Annotated in this window: 20 protein-coding genes and 1 pseudogene; 15 read left to right on the plus strand and 6 right to left on the minus strand. The window is 71.4% G+C overall.

The window, feature by feature from the left end; genetic code table 11:
- Positions 1-22 precede the first annotated feature (22 nt).
- From N5I75_RS12340 to N5I75_RS12350, 3 genes are all read left to right on the plus strand, one after another.
- Complete coding sequence (locus N5I75_RS12340) at positions 23-832, plus strand: aminoglycoside adenylyltransferase domain-containing protein (protein ID WP_476676752.1); 810 nt, start codon at positions 23-25, stop codon at positions 830-832.
- A 196-nt stretch (positions 833-1,028) separates the two neighbouring features.
- The gene (locus N5I75_RS12345; RefSeq protein ID WP_476676753.1) at positions 1,029-1,304 is read left to right on the plus strand and encodes a hypothetical protein; all 276 of its coding nucleotides are present in this window, start codon (positions 1,029-1,031) and stop codon (positions 1,302-1,304) included.
- 42 nt (positions 1,305-1,346) lie between these two features.
- Entirely contained in the window at positions 1,347-2,051 is a 705-nt protein-coding gene (locus tag N5I75_RS12350; protein WP_476676754.1) for a hypothetical protein, read from the plus strand.
- A 198-nt stretch (positions 2,052-2,249) separates the two neighbouring features.
- On the opposite strand, the gene N5I75_RS12355 is transcribed toward N5I75_RS12350, so the two are convergent.
- A complete protein-coding gene (locus N5I75_RS12355; RefSeq protein ID WP_476676755.1) occupies positions 2,250-3,011 on the minus strand; it encodes a GntR family transcriptional regulator in 762 nt (253 codons plus the stop codon).
- 77 nt (positions 3,012-3,088) lie between these two features.
- Between N5I75_RS12355 and N5I75_RS12360 the strand changes: the two are divergent.
- The 3 genes and pseudogenes from N5I75_RS12360 to N5I75_RS12370 all read left to right on the plus strand — a co-directional run.
- Positions 3,089-3,363 (plus strand): annotated as a pseudogene (locus tag N5I75_RS12360) (hypothetical protein); the annotation flags it as partial.
- A gap of 609 nt (positions 3,364-3,972) precedes the next feature.
- Positions 3,973-4,275 (plus strand): hypothetical protein, encoded by a 303-nt coding sequence (locus N5I75_RS12365; protein WP_476677033.1) that lies wholly within the window; start codon positions 3,973-3,975, stop codon positions 4,273-4,275.
- 252 nt (positions 4,276-4,527) lie between these two features.
- Positions 4,528-4,740 carry a DUF4287 domain-containing protein gene (locus N5I75_RS12370; RefSeq protein WP_476676756.1) on the plus strand — a complete coding sequence of 71 codons (213 nt, stop codon included), beginning with the start codon at positions 4,528-4,530 and terminating at the stop codon, positions 4,738-4,740.
- A gap of 4 nt (positions 4,741-4,744) precedes the next feature.
- On the opposite strand, the gene N5I75_RS12375 is transcribed toward N5I75_RS12370, so the two are convergent.
- Positions 4,745-5,317, minus strand: a complete 573-nt coding sequence (locus N5I75_RS12375; RefSeq protein ID WP_394433926.1) for a hypothetical protein — start codon at positions 5,315-5,317, stop codon at positions 4,745-4,747.
- 248 nt (positions 5,318-5,565) lie between these two features.
- Here N5I75_RS12375 and N5I75_RS12380 point away from each other — a divergent pair, with 248 nt between their 5' ends.
- Genes N5I75_RS12380 through rbsD form a run of 5 tightly spaced genes read left to right on the plus strand, consistent with a single transcriptional unit; the run spans position 5,566 to position 11,451 of the window.
- Positions 5,566-6,609: a LacI family DNA-binding transcriptional regulator gene (locus tag N5I75_RS12380; RefSeq protein WP_476676757.1), complete on the plus strand. Its 1,044-nt coding sequence runs from the start codon at positions 5,566-5,568 to the stop codon at positions 6,607-6,609.
- Positions 6,606-8,135, plus strand: a complete 1,530-nt coding sequence (locus N5I75_RS12385) for a sugar ABC transporter ATP-binding protein (protein WP_476676758.1) — start codon at positions 6,606-6,608, stop codon at positions 8,133-8,135. Before N5I75_RS12380 ends, N5I75_RS12385 begins: the two co-directional genes overlap by 4 nt.
- Complete coding sequence (locus tag N5I75_RS12390) at positions 8,125-10,071, plus strand: ABC transporter permease/substrate-binding protein (protein ID WP_476676759.1); 1,947 nt, start codon at positions 8,125-8,127, stop codon at positions 10,069-10,071. Before N5I75_RS12385 ends, N5I75_RS12390 begins: the two co-directional genes overlap by 11 nt.
- A 49-nt stretch (positions 10,072-10,120) precedes the next feature.
- Positions 10,121-11,065: a ribokinase gene (locus N5I75_RS12395; RefSeq protein ID WP_476676760.1), complete on the plus strand. Its 945-nt coding sequence runs from the start codon at positions 10,121-10,123 to the stop codon at positions 11,063-11,065.
- Complete coding sequence (gene rbsD / locus N5I75_RS12400) at positions 11,062-11,451, plus strand: D-ribose pyranase (protein WP_476676762.1); 390 nt, start codon at positions 11,062-11,064, stop codon at positions 11,449-11,451. Before N5I75_RS12395 ends, rbsD begins: the two co-directional genes overlap by 4 nt.
- 216 nt (positions 11,452-11,667) lie before the next feature.
- On the opposite strand, the gene N5I75_RS12405 is transcribed toward rbsD, so the two are convergent.
- From N5I75_RS12405 to N5I75_RS12415, 3 genes are read right to left on the minus strand one after another with little or no spacing between them, the layout of a single operon-like run.
- A complete protein-coding gene (locus tag N5I75_RS12405; protein ID WP_476676764.1) occupies positions 11,668-12,513 on the minus strand; it encodes a sugar phosphate isomerase/epimerase family protein in 846 nt (281 codons plus the stop codon).
- Positions 12,510-13,667, minus strand: coding sequence for a dihydrodipicolinate synthase family protein (locus N5I75_RS12410; protein WP_476676766.1), 1,158 nt, complete (start codon positions 13,665-13,667; stop codon positions 12,510-12,512). The genes N5I75_RS12405 and N5I75_RS12410 overlap by 4 nt, the downstream gene beginning before the upstream one ends.
- Positions 13,664-14,821: a Gfo/Idh/MocA family protein gene (locus N5I75_RS12415; protein ID WP_476676768.1), complete on the minus strand. Its 1,158-nt coding sequence runs from the start codon at positions 14,819-14,821 to the stop codon at positions 13,664-13,666. The genes N5I75_RS12410 and N5I75_RS12415 overlap by 4 nt, the downstream gene beginning before the upstream one ends.
- Positions 14,822-15,017: 196 nt before the next feature.
- On the opposite strand from N5I75_RS12415, the gene N5I75_RS12420 reads away from it, so the two are divergent.
- Positions 15,018-16,067 carry a LacI family DNA-binding transcriptional regulator gene (locus N5I75_RS12420; RefSeq protein WP_476676769.1) on the plus strand — a complete coding sequence of 350 codons (1,050 nt, stop codon included), beginning with the start codon at positions 15,018-15,020 and terminating at the stop codon, positions 16,065-16,067.
- Complete coding sequence (locus N5I75_RS12425) at positions 16,057-16,431, plus strand: hypothetical protein (RefSeq protein WP_476676771.1); 375 nt, start codon at positions 16,057-16,059, stop codon at positions 16,429-16,431. The genes N5I75_RS12420 and N5I75_RS12425 overlap by 11 nt, the downstream gene beginning before the upstream one ends.
- A gap of 479 nt (positions 16,432-16,910) precedes the next feature.
- Here N5I75_RS12425 and N5I75_RS12430 read toward each other — a convergent pair whose 3' ends face one another.
- Complete coding sequence (locus tag N5I75_RS12430; RefSeq protein ID WP_476676773.1) at positions 16,911-18,338, minus strand: alkaline phosphatase family protein; 1,428 nt, start codon at positions 18,336-18,338, stop codon at positions 16,911-16,913.
- A 464-nt stretch (positions 18,339-18,802) separates the two neighbouring features.
- Between N5I75_RS12430 and N5I75_RS12435 the strand changes: the two genes are divergently transcribed.
- Entirely contained in the window at positions 18,803-19,750 is a 948-nt protein-coding gene (locus N5I75_RS12435; protein WP_476676775.1) for a bifunctional helix-turn-helix transcriptional regulator/GNAT family N-acetyltransferase, read from the plus strand.
- 29 nt (positions 19,751-19,779) lie between these two features.
- Entirely contained in the window at positions 19,780-20,589 is an 810-nt protein-coding gene (locus tag N5I75_RS12440) for a sugar phosphate isomerase/epimerase family protein (RefSeq protein WP_476676777.1), read from the plus strand.
- Positions 20,590-20,908: the final 319 nt, after the last annotated feature.

A 20,908-nucleotide genomic window follows, 5' to 3' on the forward strand; every position in this document is an offset into this window, starting at 1 on the left:
GGGGCTGGCCTAGGGTGCGGGGATGGTTGAGACGAGCGGGGCTGGTACGACCGGCAGGGTGCCGGTCAGTGTGCGGCGGCTGCTGCCCGACCTGTTGACGGCGGTGGCGCCTGGGGTGGGTGAGCGGCTGGTAGGGGTGTGGCTGTACGGGTCGGCGGTGACGGGTGCGTTCGAGCGGGGCGTGAGCGATGTCGATGTGCTGGTGGGGGTGGACGGCTCCGAACTCGGCTTCGGGGTGGATGAGTTGCGGGCTGTCGAGGCGCGGATCCTTCGGGCGCACCCAGGGTTCCGTGACCGTCTCGACCTGACCTTCGCGCCGACCCCCGCGCTGGGTGGCAGCCTCCTTGAACCCCTGCTCGTGGTCTCCCCCGGCGAACCACCGCACACCGCGCGCGTGCTGCCCCGCTGGGCGCTGAACCGGGCCCTGGTCCGTGAGACGGGCCTGACACTGGCGGGCCGCCCGGCACGGGAGGCGCTGGCCGCTGCGGACCCCGGGGAGCTACGGACGGCCCTGATCGACTCGGTCGCGGGGCTACGGGACTGGGCCCCGCAGGTACGGCACCGGGGCGGCCACGCCTACCTGATCCTGACGGCATGCAGGGCCCTGCGGACGCTGACGACGGGCGAACTGGCGGACAAGGCGCAGGCCGCGCAGTGGACGGCCGAACGGTGGCCTCGGTTCCGTCCCCTCTTGGAGGCGGCGCTGGCGTGGCGCAGGACGCAGGCGGTACGGGACGAGACGCCGGTCCCGGGGGAACTGGTGGCGCTGCGGGACGAGTTGCTGGATCTGGTAGCGGGTGCGGCGGGGTCGGCCGGGCAGGTGGGTGACTGAGGTCTGCGGCCACCGGGTGCGCGGGCCGATGGAGCGCGAGCCGGGCACGTCGTAAGCCCGCTACGTTGCAGGGCGTCCACGAACGGGCATCGTCAGAGCGCTTGCTGTCGAGTCCGGGATTTTTGCTCGATGGGCGTCTCGGGGAGCAGGTACACCGCGAGGTACTTAGGTACTATGGCGGTGGAGGTGGTTAGCGATGACAACGGCGGCGAAGCCGGCACGCCAGTCCCCGCTGAAGGTGGACCCGGCGACGGACAAGTTGATCAGCCAGGGCGCTCATTTTCTCGGGCTGACGAAGAAGGACCTGGTGGCCGAGGCGGTCCGGGCATATCTGGAGCAGCGCCGTGAGGATCTGCGGTCCGGCATGGTGGAGGCGCTCAGTGTGCTGGATGGCTCGCTGAAGTCGGATGTGATGCTGCTGACCGGGCTGACCGCTGAGGAGATCGACGCGGTCGGGGGAATCGAGGAATGAGCGGACCCGGCCCGCTGCGCCCAGCCCGACTTGTGCCTCACGATGCCGCCGGTGACGGTGCCGCTGGACGAGCCGAACCATCCGGTGCTGGCCAAAACGTCCGAGCAATTCGCGGACGAGGACGGTAAGCACGAACGCATTCGGTCCGTGGACGACCAGGTGCTGTTCAAGGTCAAGGTGCAGCGATGGCGCGGCGCGGTGTGGCTGGACGCCGATCTGCCGTGGGTGGTCGCGGCGGGTCGGCGCGAGGACGGCTCGGGCGATGACTTCTATGCAGCCCTGGAAGCCAACGGCCGCGCTGTCCGGGCTCGCTACAACGCGGAACATTCCGAAGGGCTGAAGACCGCGACCCACACCGCTCACCTCTTGCCCGTACGCGAGGATCATGTCCGGTACCGCGCAGAGGCCGGTGTCCGCTTCGTGCGTCGCCTGCGGGCGACTCTGCTGGACTTGGCGCACGCCACGCTGCGCGACGGCCGTGAGCACACGCGCGAGTTCGACACCTTCACCCTGGGCCTCCAGGTGCGTGCGGACGACGGCCACGAAACCTACCTCGCAGTCCGGATCACCGGCTCCGTTCCGCCGAACCTGACCGCGCTGATCCTGCGCAACGTCCCCGGCTGCGAGGCCGAGGGCTGGTATCCGGAGTACGCCCTGCCTGAGCGGGACCTGCTCCCGGCCGAGCAGGCGTGGTCCAACCTCATGGACCCACGCGTGGCTGCCCAGGTACTGGACGAGGAGCGTTAGCCAGGCGTTCGTCGGCGCGAACCTTGACCCCGATGTCGGGGTGTGAATAGCACGATCGTGGACCGTGGGCAGTCAAGGCGCTTGGTCCCGCAGCGATGTGCATCCGGGCCCCAGAACCCTCAGGCGTTTCCGCAAGGGGAGAGTGTGTGCCCCTGGCAGGGCTCGAACCCGCGGACAAGCGCCAAGAAGGCGCAACGCCTATCCGCGGTGGCTAATTGGGATCTCGTAGACGATCTCGCAGTGGGCGGCGGGTACGACGATGTCCGCAGTCTCCACTGGGTGCCCCTGGTCGCTGTAGTAGGTGCGCCGGATGTGAGTGACCAGCCCGGCCTTCTGGATGCCGAGTAGCGAGGCCTCCTCTACGGTGGCCTGGCGTGGTTCGGGCTGTTCGACCGCGTGGCTGACGGTGATTCCGATTGCGGCCATGCGGTTCACGACGCCTGCCCCAGCATGCGGGCCACCTTCGGGCAGGACGACGAGCGTGCCGGCGGTCAGTTCGTAGGACTCCCAACTGGTGGAGAGCTGCACGGGGCGACCGTCGCCGAGGAACTCGTACGACGTACGGACACAAAGGTCGCCGACACCGATGCCCAGCCGCGCCGCGATGTCGGCGGGCGCCGGCACCTTGGCATCGGTCCGGCTTTCCCAGGCGCCCTGCCTGCCGACGGCCTGCATGTCGGCACGGAACGGCGACCCTCCAGGCTGCTCGCGGGCCGATGACCGCACAACCCGCACTCGTTGGCGGGGTTCGGCGACGTAGGTTCCCGAGCCTGCGCGCCCCTCAAGCACTCCCTGGGAGATCAGCAGCTCCTGTGCCCGCCGGACCACGTTCTCCCCGACGCCGCACTCCTGCCCGATCTGCGCTCGGGAGGGCAGACGGTCACCGGGCTCCCACACGCGCTCAGCGATCCGCCGCCGGAGTTCGTCGGCAATACGGAGGTAGGGCGGCTGCTCAGGCATGTGGCAAATCTAGTCCACTAGCTCTAAGCTAGTTAACTAGCTTCACTGAACGTGATTGCTGGCGACGGAGGCTGCCTGTGCCCGCTTCGAGGTTGAGCGCGACGGCCATCGCCGCCCGGCTGTCCGCTGTCGGGCTCCCCACGCGCGTGGACGAGCGCACTCGGTTCACGTCGATCGAGGCGGAAGTACCGGACTCGCTCTCCGCTGATTCATGGAGAGAGGTGCTGGACGTGGTGGCAGAAGCCGACCGCTTCGGGCTCGTGGCCACCAGTGAGAACGACCGCACCTTATGGGCGGTCGTGAGCAAGCCGGTCCGACGACGGGCGATGTCGAGGGACCGGGCCATCAGCGACAGGAGCTGATTCAGCATGCTCAACCGTATCCGCCGCGCCGCCTTGGCCGTGAGGGCGCACTACTTCCCCAGGGGCAGGCACCGCCGCGCCTCACCACCATGCCCGCAACCCGTGCCGACCTTCCCCGCCGCTGGCAACAGACCGACTCTCGTGACGAGCCGCTCCTGCGACTGGGCGAGCCACCGGTACCCGCTCGCCGGTGAGGAGAACGCACTCGTCCGTCCTTACGTCCTGGCGGGGGAATCTCTCGCACAGCGATACAGGTCGGTCTTCATTGCTCCACGCATGTCGTCGGCTGATGCGCGTTCAGCCCTTATGGGGGCGCACTGATGCCCGCACGACGGCGGGTCAACAGCGTGGACGCCTCGACCAATCCTTATCGCTCTACCGCCTGCCGCATTGGCACCCACCCAGCCTGCTCGGAGTCCTCCCCGATCGCTGCCCCGGTCGACGTGCCGGTGATCTACGAGGCATGCGTCTGCCCGTGCCACTTGTTGCCCGCCCAGCCAGCTTCTACCTGCGGAGGTATGACCATGAGCATCCGCGACAGCACCCCCGGCGGTCTGCCGACACCCACCGTCACATTTCACCAAGAGGCAGGTGCAGGGGTGGCCGCACAGAACGTACTGAGGCTGCTTCCATGGGCAGGCCCCGAGGGCAAGCCGTGCTATCTGAGCACAGACGACTCGGTGAGCTATATGTCCCGCCTGGCGGACCATGTTGAGGCGGAGCAGCTTGAGATGGCGTCCGAGTTGCTGGAGAAGGCATTCGAGCTTCTCGACAACGAGGCCGCAGGTCTGAAGCATCCGCACATCTTCGCGGCCCGGTTGGCCGCCGCCCTGCGAGACGTGCTGCGCGTGGCTGTCAGCCGCGGCGACCGTCTGCCGACACCACGTTCCGGAAACGACTGAACGCGTTCCCCGGTGAACGCGTCCCCGCGAACGCGATACGCCTCGCCGCCAGGTCAGCACCGCGGCGGGGGACTCGGCCGAACCTGAACCCCCGCCGCGTCAGCCGACGACCGCCATAAGCCGGAACGCGGACCCACGAAGGCGTAGGGCATGCGCGTGGCGTGCATCACAGCGCCGGCCCGATGAGTCCCGCCCCGGCCGCACGTCATACCCGGTGACACCATCCGCACCCCGGCCGACAGGAACCCCGTCATGACCGCCACCGCCAAGGGCCCCGCCAGTTACTTCCCCTCCATCGAGAAGAAGTACGGGCAGCCCGTATCGCACTGGCTGGAGCTCATTCGGTCCTCGTCGCTGACCAAGCACATGGAGTTGGTCAGCTGGCTCAAGGCTGAGCACGGGCTCGGGCACGGGCACGCCAACGCCCTCGTCGCCCACGCCCTTGCCGAGAGCCGGAACAGCTGAAGCCTCAGATGCCGCCCATCGGCTTCATGTCCACCTTCACCGGCGTACCCCACACCCGTACGACCTCGTAGTCCGTGAACTCGTGCACCAGCCGGTACGCCATCGCCGCGTCCGGGCGGCGGCGCTGGGCCGCCAGGTAAAGGTCCGCCTCGCGGCGGTCGTGGCGCGGGGTGCCGCACAGTTGCCAGACCTGGCCGTTCCACATCTCGGGGATCCAGCGCTGCTGGGGCTGGGGGCGGTCCTCGCGGGTGCCGTAGCGGGAGAGCACCGGCTGCTCGTCGGCGCGGCGGGGAGCGGGGCCGCCCCCGTACTCCGAGCGGCGGGCCTGGCGGCGGCGGGTCTCGCAGAGCAGGCACAGGTCGGGCGCCGACTCGTCCACCGCGCCCTGCGGGTGCTCCGGGCAGCGCGTCGTCGGCGCCGAGCCGGTGACCGTGTCGTCGAGGAGTTCGAGCGCTCGCTTCACGTCGCCGCGCACCTCGTGCAGCTTGGCGTCCGACGTGTCGCCCGTGAGGGCGTCGCCGTGCTCCCCGAGCAGGCGCAGGGCGCGGCCTAGTGCGGTGAGCTGCGCGTGGTTCACGGTCCTGGTCTCCGTTCGTTCGCCGGTCGTCGCCGATGTCGCGGGTGAGTGCGCGTCGTACGTCCTCCACGATCGCACGCCCTACCGACAACACCCGCCCGGCTGGCCCGACCCCATCACGATCCGGTCACGACAACCGGAACCCCCCTTGCCATCCGTCCATGTAATCGATTCCAATCCTTCTCGTACGTCGATGTAATCGATTCCATGCATGTGTATATGCAAGCCACAAGGAGGTGGCCGGCGCGATGGCGAGCATCAAGGATGTCGCGGCTGCGGCCGGGGTTTCCGTTGCCACGGTGTCCCGGGTACTCAACAGCCACCCGTCCGTCAGCCCGGACGCGCGGACCCGCGTCATGGCCGCCGTGGACGCCCTCGGGTACCGGCCCAACGCCGTCGCCCGTTCCCTGCGCACCGATCAGACCCGCACGCTCGGCCTGGTCATCAGCGACGTCCTGAACCCGTACTTCACCGAGCTGGCCCGGTCCGTCGAGGAAGAGGCCCGCGCGCTCGGGTACAGCGTGATCATCGGCAACGCCGACGAGCGGCCCGATCTGCAGGATCATCACGTACGGACCCTGCTCGACCGGCGGATCGACGGGCTGCTCGTCTCCCCCACCGACGGCGGCTCCCCGCTGATGCTGGACGCGGCCAGGAGCGGCACCCCGATGGTCTTCGTCGACCGGTGGATCCAGGGGGTCGACGTGCCCGTCGTGCGGTCGGACGGGCGGGGCGCCATCCGCGACCTCGTCGCGCACCTGCACCGCCTCGGGCACCGGCGGCTCGCCATCATCGCCGGGCCCGCCGCCACCACGACGGGCAGTGAGCGCGTCGCCGCGTTCCGGGAGGCCCTCGCCTCCTACGAGATCGATCTCCCCGACGCCTACATAGGGCAGGGCGACTTCCAGGCGGGCAGCGGGCGCCGCGTCACGGACGGGTTCCTGGACCTGCCCGAGCCGCCGGAGGTCGTGTTCGCCGCCGACAACCTGATGGCGCTCGGCGCGCTCGACGCCATCCGCGCGCGCGGGCTGCGCGTCCCCGATGACATCGCGCTCGCCGCGTTCGACGACATCCCCTGGTTCGTGCACACCGATCCGCCCCTCACGGCGATCGCCCAGCCGACCAAGGAGCTTGGGCGGGCCGCCGTGCGCGCCCTCGTGGACCGCATCGAGGGGCGGGCGGCCGACTCCCTCGCGCTCCCCGCCCACCTCGTCGTGCGGCGCTCGTGCGGAGAGCCACCCACAGGACCCACAGGACAAACGCCCACCTCAACGGAGAGGAGCACCCGGTGAGCAACCCGGACGAGTTGCTGCGTATCGAAGGGATACGGAAGACCTTCCCCGGCGTGGTCGCGCTCGACAGCGTCGACTTCGACCTGCGCCGGGGCGAGGTGCACGTCCTGCTCGGTGAGAACGGGGCCGGGAAGAGCACGCTGATCAAGATGCTCTCCGGTGCCTACACGCCCGACGCGGGCCGTGTCACCGTCGGCGGCGAGCAGGTCCGCATTCATGGTGCGCAGGACGCCGAACGGCTCGGCATCGCCACGATCTACCAGGAGTTCAACCTCGTTCCCGATCTGACCGTGGCCGAGAACATCTTCCTGGGGCGCCAGCCGCGCCGCTTCGGTCTCATCGACCGCAAGAAGATGGACGCCGACGCCGAGGCGCTCCTCGCTCGCGTGGGCGTGAATGTGTCGCCACGCGCGCGTGTCCGCGAACTCGGCATCGCCCGGCTCCAGATGGTGGAGATCGCCAAGGCGCTCAGCCTGGACGCCCGCGTACTGATCATGGACGAGCCGACCGCCGTGCTCACCTCCGAGGAGGTGGAGAAGCTCTTCGCCATCGTGCGCGCCCTGCGCGAGGACGGCGTCGGGATCGTCTTCATCACCCACCACCTCGAAGAGATCGCCGCTCTTGGTGACCGGGTCACCGTCATTCGCGACGGGCGGAGTGTGGGGCAGGTGCCCGCCTCCACCCCCGAGGACGAGCTCGTGCGGCTCATGGTGGGGCGCTCCATCGAGCAGCAGTACCCGCGCGAGCGGCCGGAGACCGGTGCCGCGCTCCTCAAGGTCGAGGGGCTCAGCCGCGACGGTGTCTTCCACGACGTCAGCTTCGAGGTGCGGGCCGGTGAGGTCGTCGGCATCGCCGGGCTCGTCGGCGCGGGGCGGACCGAAGTGGTCCGGGCCGTCTTCGGCGCCGATCCGTACGACAAGGGCAGTGTCGAGGTCGGCGGGGCCCGTCTGCCCCGGCACGACGTCAACGCCGCCATGGCCGCCGGGGTCGGGCTCGTGCCCGAGGACCGCAAGGGGCAGGGGCTCGTCCTCGATCAGTCGGTCGAGGAGAACCTCGGGCTCGTCACCATGCGGACCACCTCGCGCGGCGGATTCGTCGACCTCAAGGGGCAGCACACCGCCGCCGAGCGGATCGCCGGGCAGCTGGGTGTCCGGATGGCCGGGCTCGGCCAGCACGTGCGGACCCTGTCCGGCGGCAACCAGCAGAAGGTCGTCATCGGCAAGTGGCTGCTCGCCGACATCAAGGTGCTGATCCTCGACGAGCCGACGCGCGGCATCGACGTCGGCGCCAAGGTCGAGATCTACCAGCTCATCAACGAGCTGACCGCCGCCGGGCACGCCGTCCTCATGATCTCCAGCGATCTGCCGGAAGTCCTCGGCATGAGCGACCGCGTCCTCGTCATGGCGCAGGGGCGCATCGCCGGTGAGCTCGCCGCCGAGGACGCCACCCAGGACTCCGTGATGGCGCTCGCCGTCAGCAACCAGCAGCACAGCGCCTTCGAGGAGGAGGGCTCCCGTGACCACTGACACGCTCAAGAAGACACAGGCCAAGAACAACGGGGGTCTGCTGCGGCTGCTCCTCGACAACGGCGCGCTGACCGCGCTCGTCGTCCTCGTCATCGTGATGTCGCTGCTCTCCGGCGACTTCCTGACCACCACCAACCTGCTGAACGTCGGCGTGCAGGCGGCCGTGACCGCCATCCTCGCCTTCGGTGTCACCTTCGTCATCGTCTCGGCGGGCATCGACCTGTCCGTCGGCTCGGTGGCCGCGCTGTCCGCGACCGTCCTCGCCTGGGCCGCCACGAACGAGGGGGTGCCGGTCGTCATAGCCGTGCTCCTCGCCGTCGTGACCGGCGTGGCCTGCGGACTCGTCAACGGCGCCCTCATCTCGTACGGGAAGCTGCCGCCGTTCATCGCGACGCTCGCGATGCTGTCGGTCGGGCGCGGGCTCTCGCTCGTGATCTCGCAGGGCAGCCCGATCCCGTTCCCCGACTCGGTCTCGCACCTCGGTGACACGCTCGGCGGCTGGCTGCCGGTGCCGGTCATCGTGATGGTCGTCGTCGGGCTGATCACTGCCGTGGTCCTCGGGCGTACGTTCATCGGGCGCTCCATGTACGCGATCGGCGGCAACGAGGAAGCGGCCCGTCTCTCCGGGCTGCGCGTCAAGCGGCAGAAGCTCGTCATCTACGGGCTGTCCGGGCTCTTCGCGGCCGTCGCCGGTATCGTCCTCGCCTCCCGTCTCTCCTCCGCCCAGCCGCAGGCCGCGCAGGGGTACGAGCTGGACGCCATCGCCGCCGTCGTCATCGGCGGCGCCTCCCTCGCCGGTGGCACGGGCAAGGCGTCGGGCACCTTCATCGGCGCGCTGATCCTCGCCGTGCTCCGCAACGGCCTCAACCTGCTCTCCGTCTCCGCGTTCTGGCAGCAGGTCGTCATCGGTGTCGTCATCGCGCTCGCGGTGCTGCTCGACACGGTGCGCCGCAAGGCCGGGGCCACGCCCACGGCCGCCGGTGCCGGTTCTCAAGGGCCCAAGCAGCGCATGCAGTACCTGATCGCGGCCGTCGTCGCCGCCGCCATCGTCGGCGGGCTGGCGCTGTGGAACAACGGCTCGTCGTCCGACTCCAAGAAGGACCTGAAGCTGGGCATGGCCGTCTCCACGCTCAACAACCCGTTCTTCACCGAGATGCGGGCGGGTGCGCAGGCCGAGGCCAAGAAGCAGGGCGTGAAGCTGACCGTCACCGACGCGCAGAACGACGCCTCGCAGCAGGCCAACCAGGTGCAGAACTTCACCAGCACCGGCCTTGGCGCCGTCATCGTCAACCCGGTCGACTCCGACGCGATCGGCCCCGCCGTGCGCGGCGCCAACGACGCCGGCATCCCCGTCGTCGCCGCCGACCGTGGCGTGAACAAGGCGAAGACGGCGACGCTCGTCGCCTCCGACAACGTCGCGGGCGGCAAGCAGGCCGCGCGGACCCTCGCCGAGAAGCTCGGCGGCAAGGGCACCATCGTGATCCTCCAGGGCCAGGCCGGTACGTCCGCCAGCCGTGAGCGCGGCGCGGGCTTCGCCGCCGGGCTCAAGGAGTTCCCGGGCATCAAGGTCGCCGCCAAGCAGCCCGCGGACTTCGACCGCACCAAGGGCCTGGACGTCATGACGAACCTGCTCCAGTCGCACCCCGACATCGACGGGGTCTTCGCCGAGAACGACGAGATGGCGCTCGGCGCGGTCAAGGCGCTCGGCTCCAAGGCCGGCAAGTCCGTCGCCGTCGTCGGCTTCGACGGCACCCCGGACGGCTTCAAGGCGGTGAAGGCGGGCACCCTGTACGCCTCCGTCGCCCAGCAGCCGCGCGAGCTGGGCAGGATGGCCGTGCAGAACGCGGTCCGCGCCGCCCAGGACAAGAAGATCTCGGACGCGGTGAAGGTGCCGGTGAAGGTCGTCACGGCGAAGAACGTCGCCGACTTCGAGTAACACACCCCCTTCGGCATATCTTCGGGTGACGTACGAAGAAAGGCACAGCATGAACACGTACGACCTGCTCGTCGTCGGGTCGGCCAACGCCGACCTGGTGGTGGGCGTCGACCGCCGCCCGGCCGCCGGGGAGACCGTCCTCGGCTCCGACCTGGTCACCCACCCGGGCGGCAAGGGCGCCAACCAGGCGGTCGCCGCCGCCAAGCTCGGCGCCCGTACGGCGCTGCTCGGGCGGGTCGGCGACGACGGGCACGGCACGCTGCTGCGCGAGTCGATGGAGTCGGCGGGCGTCGACACGTCCGGTGTGCTCGTCGGCGGGGCCCCGACCGGGGTCGCGCTGATCACCGTCGACCCGTCCGGGGACAACAGCATCGTGGTGTCGCCGGGCGCGAACGGGCGGCTCACGCCGGACGACGTACGGGCGGCGGGCGAGCTGTTCGCCGGGGCCAAGGTCGTCTCGACGCTCCTGGAGATCCCGCTGGAGACGGTCGCGGAGGTCGCGCGGAGTGTGGCGGAGGGGGCGCGGCTCGTGCTCAACCCGTCGCCGCCCGCGCCGCTCCCGGCCGAGGTCCTCGCGGCCTGCGACCCGCTCATCGTCAACGAGCACGAGGCCCGCGTCGTCCTCGGCAAGGACACCGAGGACACGGAGACCGAGGGCAAGGACACCGAGGGCGACGACACCGAGGGCGGGCCCGAGGACTGGGCGCGGGCGCTGCTCGCGCTCGGCCCGCGCTCGGTCGTGATCACGCTCGGCGCGGAGGGCGCGCTCGTCGCGGACGCGTCGGGCTCGACCCGGGTCGCCTCCGTGAAGGTGAAGGCCGTGGACACGACGGGCGCCGGTGACGCGTTCACCGCCGCGCTCGCCTGGCGCCTCGGCACCGGGGAGTCGCTGGCCGAGGCCGCCGCCTACGCGGCCCGCGTCGGCGCCGCCGCCGTCACCAAGCAGGGCGCGCAGGTGTCATACCCGACGGCCGAAGAGGTCGCCGCGCTGTGAAGAAGTCCGGCATCCTCAACCGCCATCTGGCGGGCGCCATAGCGGAGTTGGGCCACGGGGACGGCGTGCTCATATGCGACGCCGGGATGCCGATCCCGGCCGGGCCGCGCGTCGTCGACCTCGCCTTCCGGGCCGGGGTGCCGTCCTTCGCGGAGGTCCTCGACGGGCTCCTCGACGATCTTGTGGTCGAGGCGGGCACGGCGGCGCACGAGGTGCGGTCCGCGAACCCGGCGGCGGCCGGGCTGCTCAGCGAGCGGGTGCCGGACCTCGGCTTCGTCTCGCACGAGGAGCTGAAGTCGCTCTCGGGCGGCGCGCGCCTGATCGTCCGGACCGGGGAGGCGCGGCCGTACGCGAACGTGCTGCTGCGCTGCGGCGTCTTCTTCTGACCCCCGCCGGGAAACGCGCGAGGTCAAATGCCCGAGGGGCCCGGTACGAACGACCGGGCCCCTCGGGCCTTCCCCTCCTGCGCCGGAACGTCCTCGATCCCCCCGGATCCCCCTCCGGACATCCCGACGCACGCTAGACCCGCGATGGGCGCGGATGGTTGTACGGATGCGGAGCGTTTTCTTCCCGGGATTTTCCCGGCGCCCCGAAAACGCAGCTCAGCAGGCGTGTTCCGTGAACCGGCGCGCCGTCTCCGCGAGAACCTCGCGCCCGTCCCGCGCCCACAGCCCGTCGTTGAACAGCTCGACCTCGATGGGTCCGGCGTAGCCCTGCTGCTCGACGAGGCCGCGCCAGTACCGCATGTCGACCGACCCGTCGCCGATCTGGCCGCGCCCGTTGAGCACGCCCTCGGGCAGCGGCGTCACCCAGTCGGCGAGCTGGAACGTCGCGATCCGGCCCTGCGCCCCGGCCCGCGCGATCTGCGCGGGCCCCCGGTCGTCCCACCAGATGTGGTACGTGTCCACGCAGACGCCGACCTGGTGTGCGGGGAAGCGTTCGGCGATGTCCAGGGCCTGCGCGAGCGTCGAGACGACGCAGCGGTCGGCCGCGAACATCGGGTGCAGCGGTTCGATGGCGAGCCGCACCCCGTGGTCGGCGGCGCAGGGGGCGAGGTCGGCGAGCGCGTCGGCGATCCGTTCCCGGGCGCCGGCGAGATCGCGGGAACCGGCCGGGAGGCCGCCGGAGACGAGGACGAGGACGTCCGTGCCGAGGGTCGCCGCCTCGGCGACAGCCCGTTTGTTGTCCTCGATCGCGGCCTTGCGGTCGGCCTCCTCGACCGCGGTGAGGAAGCCGCCGCGGCAGTGCGTGGAGACGGTGAGACCGGCGTCCTTGAGGAGCTTGGCCGCCGCCTCGACGCCGTACGCCTGGACGGGCTCGCGCCAGGTGCCGACGTACTGGACGCCCAAGTCCGCGCAGGCGGCGACCAGTTCGGGCAGGGCGAGCTGCTTGACCGTCATCTGGTTGATCGAGAAGCGGGGGTCGGCCGTGCTGTCGGCGGCGCTCATGAGGTCACTCCGTACAGGGCGAGCAGGTTCTTCATACGGGCCTCGGCCAGCTGCGGGTCCGGGAAGAGGCCCAGGCCGTCCGCGAGTTCGTAGGCGCGCGCGAAGTGCGGGAGCGAGCGGGCCGACTGGAGGCCGCCGACCATCGCGAAGTGGTCCTGGTGTCCCGCGAGCCAGGCGAGGAGGACGACGCCGGTCTTGTAGAAGCGGGTCGGGGCCTGGAAGAGATGGCGGGAGAGTTCCACGGTCGGGTCGAGGAGCGCGCGGAAGCCCTTCTCGTCGCCGGTGTCGAGGACACGGACGGCCTGCGCGGCGAGCGGGCCCAGCGGGTCGAAGATGCCGAGCAGCGCGTGGCTGAAGCCCCGGTCGTCGCCCGCGATCAGCTCGGGGTAGTTGAAGTCGTCACCGGTGTAGCAGCGCACGCCCTTCGGGAGGCGGCGGCGCAGCTCGACCTCGCGGCGGGCATCGAGCAGGGACACCTTGATGCCGTCGACCTTGTCCGGGTGGGCGGCGATGACCTCCAGGAACGTCTCGGTCGCGGCGTCCAGGTCGGCGGAGCCCCAGTAGCCGTCGAGCGCCGGGTCGAACATCGGGCCGAGCCAGTGCAGGACGACGGGTTCGGCGGCTTGGCGCAGGAGGTGTCCGTAGACGTCGAGGTAGTCCTCGGGGCCCTTGGCCACGGCGGCCAGCGCGCGGGACGCCATGAGGATGGCCTGCGCGTCCGTGCTCTCGACGAGCGCGAGCTGCTCCTCGTACGCGGCCCGTACGGTTGCCAAGTCGGCTGAGGCAGAGGTCAGTTGATCGGTGCCGACGCCGCACGCGATGCGGCCGCCGACCGCCTTCGCGTCGGCGGCCGAGCGCCGGATGAGTTCGGCGGCGCCCGCCCAGTCCAGGCCCATGCCGCGTTGCGCGGTGTCCATCGCCTCGGCGACGCCGAGCCCGTGCGACCACAGGTGGCGGCGGAAGGCGAGGGTGGCGTCCCAGTCGACGGCGGCCGGGGAGTCGGGCGTCGTGTCGGCGAACGGGTCGGCGACGACGTGCGCGGCGGAGAAGACGACGCGGGAGGCGAGCGGCGCGCCCGTGTCGACGGCGAGGGGCGTGGCGCGGGGTTCGTACGCGCGCAGGGCGCCGGTCGCGTCGGGCAGGTGGATCGTCACAGCGTGATCTCCGGAACCTCGACGCGGCGGCCCTCGGCGGAGGACTTCAGGCCCAGCTCGGCGAGTTGCACGCCGCGCGCTCCGGCGAGGAGGTCCCAGTGGTAGGGCGCGTCGGCGTAGACGTGCTTGAGGAACAGCTCCCACTGCGCCTTGAAGCCGTTGTCGAACTCGGCGTTGTCGGGTACTTCCTGCCACTGGTCGCGGAAGGAGTAGGTGGCCGGGATGTCCGGGTTCCAGACGGGCTTGGGGGTCGCGCTGCGGTGCTGGACGCGGCAGTTGCGCAGGCCCGCGACGGCGGAGCCCTCCGTGCCGTCGACCTGGAACTCCACGAGTTCGTCGCGGTTGACGCGGACCGCCCAGGAGGAGTTGATCTGGGCGACGGCGCCGCCGTCCAGCTCGAAGACGCCGTACGCGGCGTCGTCGGCGGTGGCGTCGTAGGGCTTGCCGTTCTCGTCCCAGCGCTGCGGGATGTGCGTGGTGATCAGTGCCTGGACGGAGGTGACGCGGCCGAACAGCTCGTGGAGCACGTACTCCCAGTGCGGGAACATGTCGACGGCGATGCCGCCGCCGTCCTCGGCGCGGTAGTTCCAGGACGGGCGCTGGGCCTCCTGCCAGTCGCCCTCGAAGACCCAGTAGCCGAACTCGCCGCGCACGGACAGGATGCGGCCGAAGAAGCCGCCGTCGATGAGGCGCTTCAGCTTGAGCAGGCCCGGCAGGAAGATCTTGTCCTGGACGACGCCGGACTTGATTCCCGCGTCCTTGGCGAGCCGCGCCAGGTCGAGGGCGCCCGCGAGATCGGTGGCGGTCGGCTTCTCGGTGTAGAGGTGCTTGCCCGCGGCGATCGCCTTCTTCAGCGCCTCCTCGCGGGCGGAGGTGACCTGCGCGTCGAAGTAGATGTCGACCGAGTCGTCGGCGAGGACGGCGTCGAGGTCGGTGGAGACGTTCTCCGCCGGGAGGCCGTGGCGCTCGGCGAGCGCGCGCAGGGCGTGTTCGCGGCGGCCGACGAGGACCGGCTCGGGCCACAGCACCGTGCCGTCGCCGAGGTCGAGTCCGCCCTGCTCGCGCAGGGCGAGGAGGGAGCGGACGAGGTGCTGGCGGTAGCCCATGCGCCCCGTCACACCGTTCATGGCGATGCGCACCGTCTTGCGTGTCACGTGAGTCCCTTCGTCCTTCGCTACGGGTGGCAGGCGGCGCCCACCTCGGAACCAACCGGGTAGCAAGCGCTTTCTACGTAGAAAGAAGCTAGCCTCTGCACAGCCGCTCGGACAAGAGCGGATACGAGACCGGGCGGCCCGACGCGGGCGCTGGGCCCGGCCGTTGCCGGAGGATGGCTGACGGAGGATGGTTTCGATGACCGTGACCCTGGCGGACGTGGCCGCCCGCGCGCAGGTGTCCCCCGCCACCGTGTCGCGCGTGCTGAACGGCAACTATCCGGTCGCCGCCGCCACGCGCGAGCGCGTTCTCAGGGCCGTGGACGAGCTGGACTACGTGCTCAACGGCCCGGCCAGTTCGCTCGCGGCGGCCACGTCGGATCTGGTCGGGGTGCTGGTCAACGACATCGCGGACCCGTTCTTCGGGATCATGGCGTCGGCCGTGCAGTCGGAGATCGTCGGGCCCGGCGGCCGGGCCGGCGGCGAGCGGCTCGCGGTGGTCTGCAACACGGGCGGATCACCCGAACGGGAGCTGACGTACCTGACGCTGCTCCAGCGCCAGCGGGCCGCGGCGGTCGTCCTGACGGGCGGCGCGATCGAGAACGAGACGCACGTCGCCGCCGTCGCGAACAAGCTGCGGCGGCTCTCGGAGGCGGGCACGCGGGTCGTGCTGTGCGGACGCCCTCCGGTGCCGGGTACGGACGCGTCGGCCCTGACCTTCGACAACCGGGGCGGCGCCCGGCAGCTCACCCACCACCTGCTCACCCTGGGCCACCGCCGGATCGCGTACGTGGCCGGCCCCGAGGAGCGCACGACGACGCGCCACCGCCTTGAGGGCCACCGGGAGGCGCTGGCCGAGGCCGGGGTCACGGAGTCGGACGGGCTGGTGGCGCACGGCCCGTACGACCGCGCGGCCGGGTACGAGGCGACGGCTCAACTGCTGCGCCGGGACCCGGAGTTGACAGCTGTGGTCGCGGCGAACGACACCATCGCGCTCGGCGCGTGCGCGGCGCTGCGCGAGGCCGGTCTGCGCATCCCCGAGGACGTGTCGGTGGCGGGCTTCGACGACCTGCCCTTCAGCGTGGACGCGGTTCCGGCGCTGACGACCGTGCGCCTCCCGCTGGCGGAGGCGGCGGCGCGGGCGGGCCGCATCGCGATGGGCCGCGAGGCGGAGCCGCCCGGCGGGGTGGACGTGGTGCGCGGCGAGCTGATGGTGCGCGGGTCGACGGGGGCGCCGCGTGGCCGGTGACGTGGTCGCGCCCCGGGGTCCCTTGCGGTGGACGGCCCCGGTCCTGGTGAACCTGCTGCTCGGACTGCCCGCGCTCGCGCCGCTCGGGTGTGCGTGGTGGCTGCTCAGCGAGTGGCTGCCGATGGACTGCCGCAGCGTCGCGGAGTCCTACGCGCCCGGGTTCACGGGCAGCTGCGACTACCACACGCTGGACCAGGGCCCGGTGATCATGTGGCTCGGGGCGGTGTCCGGGGCGATCGTCCTGCTCCTGGTCGTCCTCACCAATCGGGGTTTCGCCCGCAAGGCAGACATCGGCCGACCGGTGTGGACCCGGGCGGCACCGTTCGTGTTGCTGCCGTTCGCGGTGCTTTGGACGCTGGTGTGAACCCGGGAGCCTGATCGGCACGGGGCACCGCAAAGGGCCGGGGCCCTGGTGCGCCCGCGCGGGACTGCGCCGCGCGGCGGCAAGCTCGGGCCGCCACCCGCGCGGCCATGGGGCTGCGGCACAGCCGCACGCGCAGGCGGCGCGGGGGCACCCGCACGGGCCCGGCACTCTGTCGGCACGGGGACACCCGCACGGCCCCGAGGGCCAGTCGGCGCGGAGGCACGCACCCGCACAGCCAGGGGCCCGGTCGGCACGGAGGCACCCGCAGGCCCCGAGGGCCGGTCGGCGCGGAGGCACCCGCACAGCCAGGGGCCCTGTCGACACGGGGACACCCGCACGGCCTCGAAGGCCAGTCGGCGCGGAGGCACCCGCACGGCCAGGGGCCCGGTCGGCGCGGAGGCACCCGCAGGCCCCGAGGGCCGGTCGGCGCGGGGACCGTGCGGAGCGGGGGCGGTGCCCCGCGCCACGGGCGCATGGCGTCACACGTGCGGCCGTCGCCCGCGCTCCTGGTGGGGGAACTGCTGGTCCGCGCCGGGGAGGGTGGGCTTCGGCAGGGTTGCCACCTCCTCCTTCGCCTGCTCCAGCTGGGCCGCCGTGTCGTGGGGCAGGTGCGGCGGCCGGGGCGCGGCGTGGCGGAAGCGGAACGCCGAGGTCAGGTCGCCGAAGGTGGACCGGCGCCAGTCGGTGATGTTGGGCTCCTCCACGCCCGTGAACTTCTCCAGGAACTGCAGCGCCGACGTGTGGTCGAACGCCTCCGTGGCCACCCAGCCGCCGACCGTCCACGGCGAGACGATGATCGCCGGGACGCGGAAGCCGCCGCCGATGGGCAGGCCGCCCACGAACTCGTCGGCGGTGCCCGCCGGGGGCGTCGGCGGCGGCACGTGGTCGAAGAGGCCGTCGTTCTCGTCGTAGTTGAGGATGAAGGCGGTCTTCGCCCAGACCTTCGGGTTGGCGGCGATCGCCTCGATCTTGCGGGCCACGAAGTCGGCCCCGGCGGCGGGCAGGTAGTCGGGGTGCTCGGACTGGTGGCCCGTCGGGATGATCCAGCTGACCGCCGGGAGCCGGTCGCCCCGCGCGTCGTCCTCGAAGGTCCCCTCGGGCTGCGGCCGCATGCCACGCTCGTAGAGGTCGGAGCCGGGCTGCGCGTTCTTGAAGCTGGCGAACTGTTCGAGGAGGTTGCAGCCGTAGTCGTCGTCCTGCTGGTACACCTTCCAGCTCACCCCGGCGGCCTGGAGCCGCTCGGCGTACGTCGTCCAGCGGTACGGGGTCGGCGCCGTGTTGTTGAGGACGGGGCCGCCCTGGGTGCCGGAGGGGTCGATGGTGCCGGTCATCCAGTAGAGCCGGTTCGGCCAGGTCGGGCCGAAGACGGAGCAGAAGTAGTTGTCGCAGATGGTGAAGGTCTCGGCCAGCGCGAACTGGAACGGTATGTCCTTGCGCGTGTAGTACCCCATGACGTACGGGCCGTTGACGCCGTCGGCCTTGCGGTGCGCGGGGAGCCACTGGTCCATCGCCCCGTTGTTCCACGCCTCGTGCTGGACGGACCAGGCGTGGCTGGTGGAGGGGATGGCCTGGGCGCTGGTGGAGCGCGTGTCCAGGTGGAACGGGAGCAGGTAGCCCTTGGGGTTCTCGGGGTCGGGCTGGAAGAACACCGAGCGGCCGTTGCTCAGCTTGAGCGCGTTCGGGTCGTCGAAGCCGCGTACGCCCTTGAGCGTGCCGAAGTAGTGGTCGAAGGACCGGTTCTCCTGCATGAGCATGACGACGTGTTCGATGTCGCGCAGCGAACCCTTGCGGGGCGGCCCGGCGGCCACCGCCTTCTGCACGCTGGGCGGCAGCAGCGAGAGCGCGGCGGCGCCCCCGACCGCGCCTGCCGCGGAACCGAGGAGTCTGCGTCGGGTCAGTTCGGCCATGGAAAGAGCCCCCTTGAGCTGGCTGGCTGGCTGGTTGGACGGGCGGACGGACGAGCGGATCGGACATGCCAACGGCCCGTGTCCGACGGGCCGTTGGCACCACTGTGCGGGCCGTTCACCGTGGGGCGGAGGGGGCGAACGGTGAAATCACGGCCAACGGGCGGGAAGGGGTTGGCCAACCCATGGGCCGCTCTTGAACCGCTATACCTGCCATATGCACGGTCTTGACTTCAGGAGGACGCGCCAGGCCCCCGCCAGATGGGGGTCCGAGGTTCACCGGATGGCGGCCGACGTCCGGGCGTCACGGGCCTCGGCCAGGTGTGGTCGGGGACTCGTCCGGGCCATGGACGCCGCCCGTGGTGCGGCGTAGCGTGGCGGGCACCCCCGGACCTCTGACTGAGTCAACGATTCGGGACCGTCGCGGGGGTCATGAACGTCGTGAGTTCCGTGAGGTGAGCCGAACCATGACCGTGCAGGACATCCGGTCCTTCAACCGCTTCTACACGAACGTCATCGGCGCGCTGGACTACAGCCGCCACCTGTACGCCCCGTACACCCTCACCGAGTCGCGCGTGCTGTACGAGCTGGCGCACCCCGAGCGCGGGCGGCGGCGGCTCGACGCGGCCGATCTGCGGGCCCGGCTGCACCTCGACGCCGGGTACCTGAGCCGCATCCTCGGCAAGTTCGAACGGGACGGGCTCGTCGAGCGCGGGACGTCCGAGCGGGACTCGCGGCGCCGCAGCATCACCCTCACCCCGCGCGGGCGCAACGCCGCGGAGCTGCTCGACGAGCGGTCCCGGGAACAGGTCGGGGCGCTCCTCGACACCGTGCCCGCGGCCGAGCGGGCCCGGCTCGCGGAGGCGCTGCGCACGGTCCGTTCGGTCCTCGGCGACGGCCGCGCCGCGCCGCGCGCCGAGGACGTCGCCCTGCGCGACCCCGGCCCCGGCGACCTCGGCTGGATCGTGGCCCGCAACGGAGCGGTGTACGCCGCCGAGTTCGGCTGGAACGCGGAGTACGAGGGCCTGGTCGCCCGGATCGTCGCCGACTTCGCCCAGGACCACGACCCGTACCTGGAGCGCGTGTGGATCGCCGAGCTCGACGGCCGGCCGGTCGGGTGCGTCATGTGCGTACGGGACGAGGCGCCGGGCACGGCGCGCCTTCGGCTGCTCCTCGTGGAGCCGGAGGCGCGCGGTCTCGGCATCGGCGACCGGCTGGTGCGCGCGGTGATCGACTTCGCGCGCGGCGTCGGCTACCGCGAGCTCGTGCTGTGGACGAACGACGTGCTGAAGGCCGCCCGTTCGCTCTACCAGCGGCACGGGTTCGTGCTGGTCGGCGAGGTCCCGCACCGCTCCTTCGGCGCCGATCTGACCGGGCAGGACTGGCGGCTCCCGCTGCACGGCACGCCTGAGTGAGCGACGGCAGCGCGGGTATGGTCCGCCCCATGAAACTGGCGTTCTCCACTCTCGGTGTCCCCGGCCAGCCGCTGGCCGAAGTCCTCCGCCTCGCGACCGCGCACGGCTACCACGGCGTGGAGCTGCGCGCGCACCCCGAGGAGCCGGTCCACCCGGGCCTCGACGCGGCGGCCCGCGCCGACGTGGCCGACACGTTCAAGGCGGCGGGTGTCGAGATCCTGGGTGTCGCCGGGTACGCGCGGGTGGCCGCGGCCGGTGACGACACCGCCGTCCTGGACGACGTACGCGCCCTGATCGATCTCGCGCGCGACCTCGGCGCCCCGTACGTCCGCGTCTTCCCCGGCGGCGGGGACGATCTCGACGAGGCGGGTCGCGCGGAGGCCGATGCCACGGCCGCCCGGCGTCTCGGTGTCGCCGCCGAGTACGCGGCGGAGCGCGGGGTCCGCGTCCTCCTGGAGACCCACGACTCGCACCGGACGGGTGCGGACGCGTCGCGTGTCGTCGGGCCCGTCGGTCACCGGAACGTGGGTGTGCTCTGGGACGTCATGCACACCTGGCTCGGCGGTGAGCAGCCTTCTGTGTCGTACGCGGCGCTCTCCCCGTACCTCGGGTACGTGCAGGTGAAGGACATCGCGGGGCCTGAGGACACGACGCCGCTGGCCCTCGGGGCGGGGGCGCTGCCGCTGGGTGAGTGTGTGGAGGTGCTCAGCCGGGAGGGGTGGGACGGGTGGTTGTGCTGGGAGTACGAGGCACGCTGGTACGAGTCGGCTGCGCCGCTTCCGGGGATTCTCGGTGCGGGGCGGGAGTATCTGGCCCGGCTGCTCAACGAGTCGGCCTGAGTCCTCGCTCCCGTCGCTGAGTGCGGCTTTCGTCGTGGTTGCCCGCGCAGTTCCCCGCGCCCCTGAAATGCGCACTACGTGCGCCATTCCAGGGCCGCGTCCCCCATGAGGCCGCGGCGAAGCCGCATGCCGCAGGGGCGCGGGGAACTGCGCCCTATGTGGCCGCGGCGAAGCCGTGTGCCTCAGGGGCGCGGGGAACTGCGCGACCAGCCACGACGGCGTCGCGCACGAGAACAGGGGGATGCCGCACGCAGTGCGCATCCCGGGGGCGCGGGGAACTGCGCGACCGGCCACGACGCAAGCCGCACCCGGGGACGGT

The organism is Streptomyces sp. R818, from assembly GCF_056172735.1.

What these genes read in the sequence shown, in the direction of transcription:
- N5I75_RS12340 (WP_476676752.1), top strand. Translation starts at nt 23, where the DNA reads ATGGTTGAGACGAGCGGGGCTGGTACGACCGGCAGGGTGCCGGTCAGT.
- N5I75_RS12345 (WP_476676753.1), top strand. Translation starts at nt 1,029, where the DNA reads ATGACAACGGCGGCGAAGCCGGCACGCCAGTCCCCGCTGAAGGTGGAC.
- N5I75_RS12350 (WP_476676754.1), top strand. Translation starts at nt 1,347, where the DNA reads ATGCCGCCGGTGACGGTGCCGCTGGACGAGCCGAACCATCCGGTGCTG.
- N5I75_RS12355 (WP_476676755.1), bottom strand. Translation starts at nt 3,011, where the DNA reads ATGCCTGAGCAGCCGCCCTACCTCCGTATTGCCGACGAACTCCGGCGG.
- N5I75_RS12370 (WP_476676756.1), top strand. Translation starts at nt 4,528, where the DNA reads ATGACCGCCACCGCCAAGGGCCCCGCCAGTTACTTCCCCTCCATCGAG.
- N5I75_RS12380 (WP_476676757.1), top strand. Translation starts at nt 5,566, where the DNA reads ATGGCGAGCATCAAGGATGTCGCGGCTGCGGCCGGGGTTTCCGTTGCC.
- N5I75_RS12395 (WP_476676760.1), top strand. Translation starts at nt 10,121, where the DNA reads ATGAACACGTACGACCTGCTCGTCGTCGGGTCGGCCAACGCCGACCTG.
- N5I75_RS12405 (WP_476676764.1), bottom strand. Translation starts at nt 12,513, where the DNA reads ATGAGCGCCGCCGACAGCACGGCCGACCCCCGCTTCTCGATCAACCAG.
- N5I75_RS12420 (WP_476676769.1), top strand. Translation starts at nt 15,018, where the DNA reads ATGACCGTGACCCTGGCGGACGTGGCCGCCCGCGCGCAGGTGTCCCCC.
- N5I75_RS12430 (WP_476676773.1), bottom strand. Translation starts at nt 18,338, where the DNA reads ATGGCCGAACTGACCCGACGCAGACTCCTCGGTTCCGCGGCAGGCGCG.
- N5I75_RS12435 (WP_476676775.1), top strand. Translation starts at nt 18,803, where the DNA reads ATGACCGTGCAGGACATCCGGTCCTTCAACCGCTTCTACACGAACGTC.
- N5I75_RS12440 (WP_476676777.1), top strand. Translation starts at nt 19,780, where the DNA reads ATGAAACTGGCGTTCTCCACTCTCGGTGTCCCCGGCCAGCCGCTGGCC.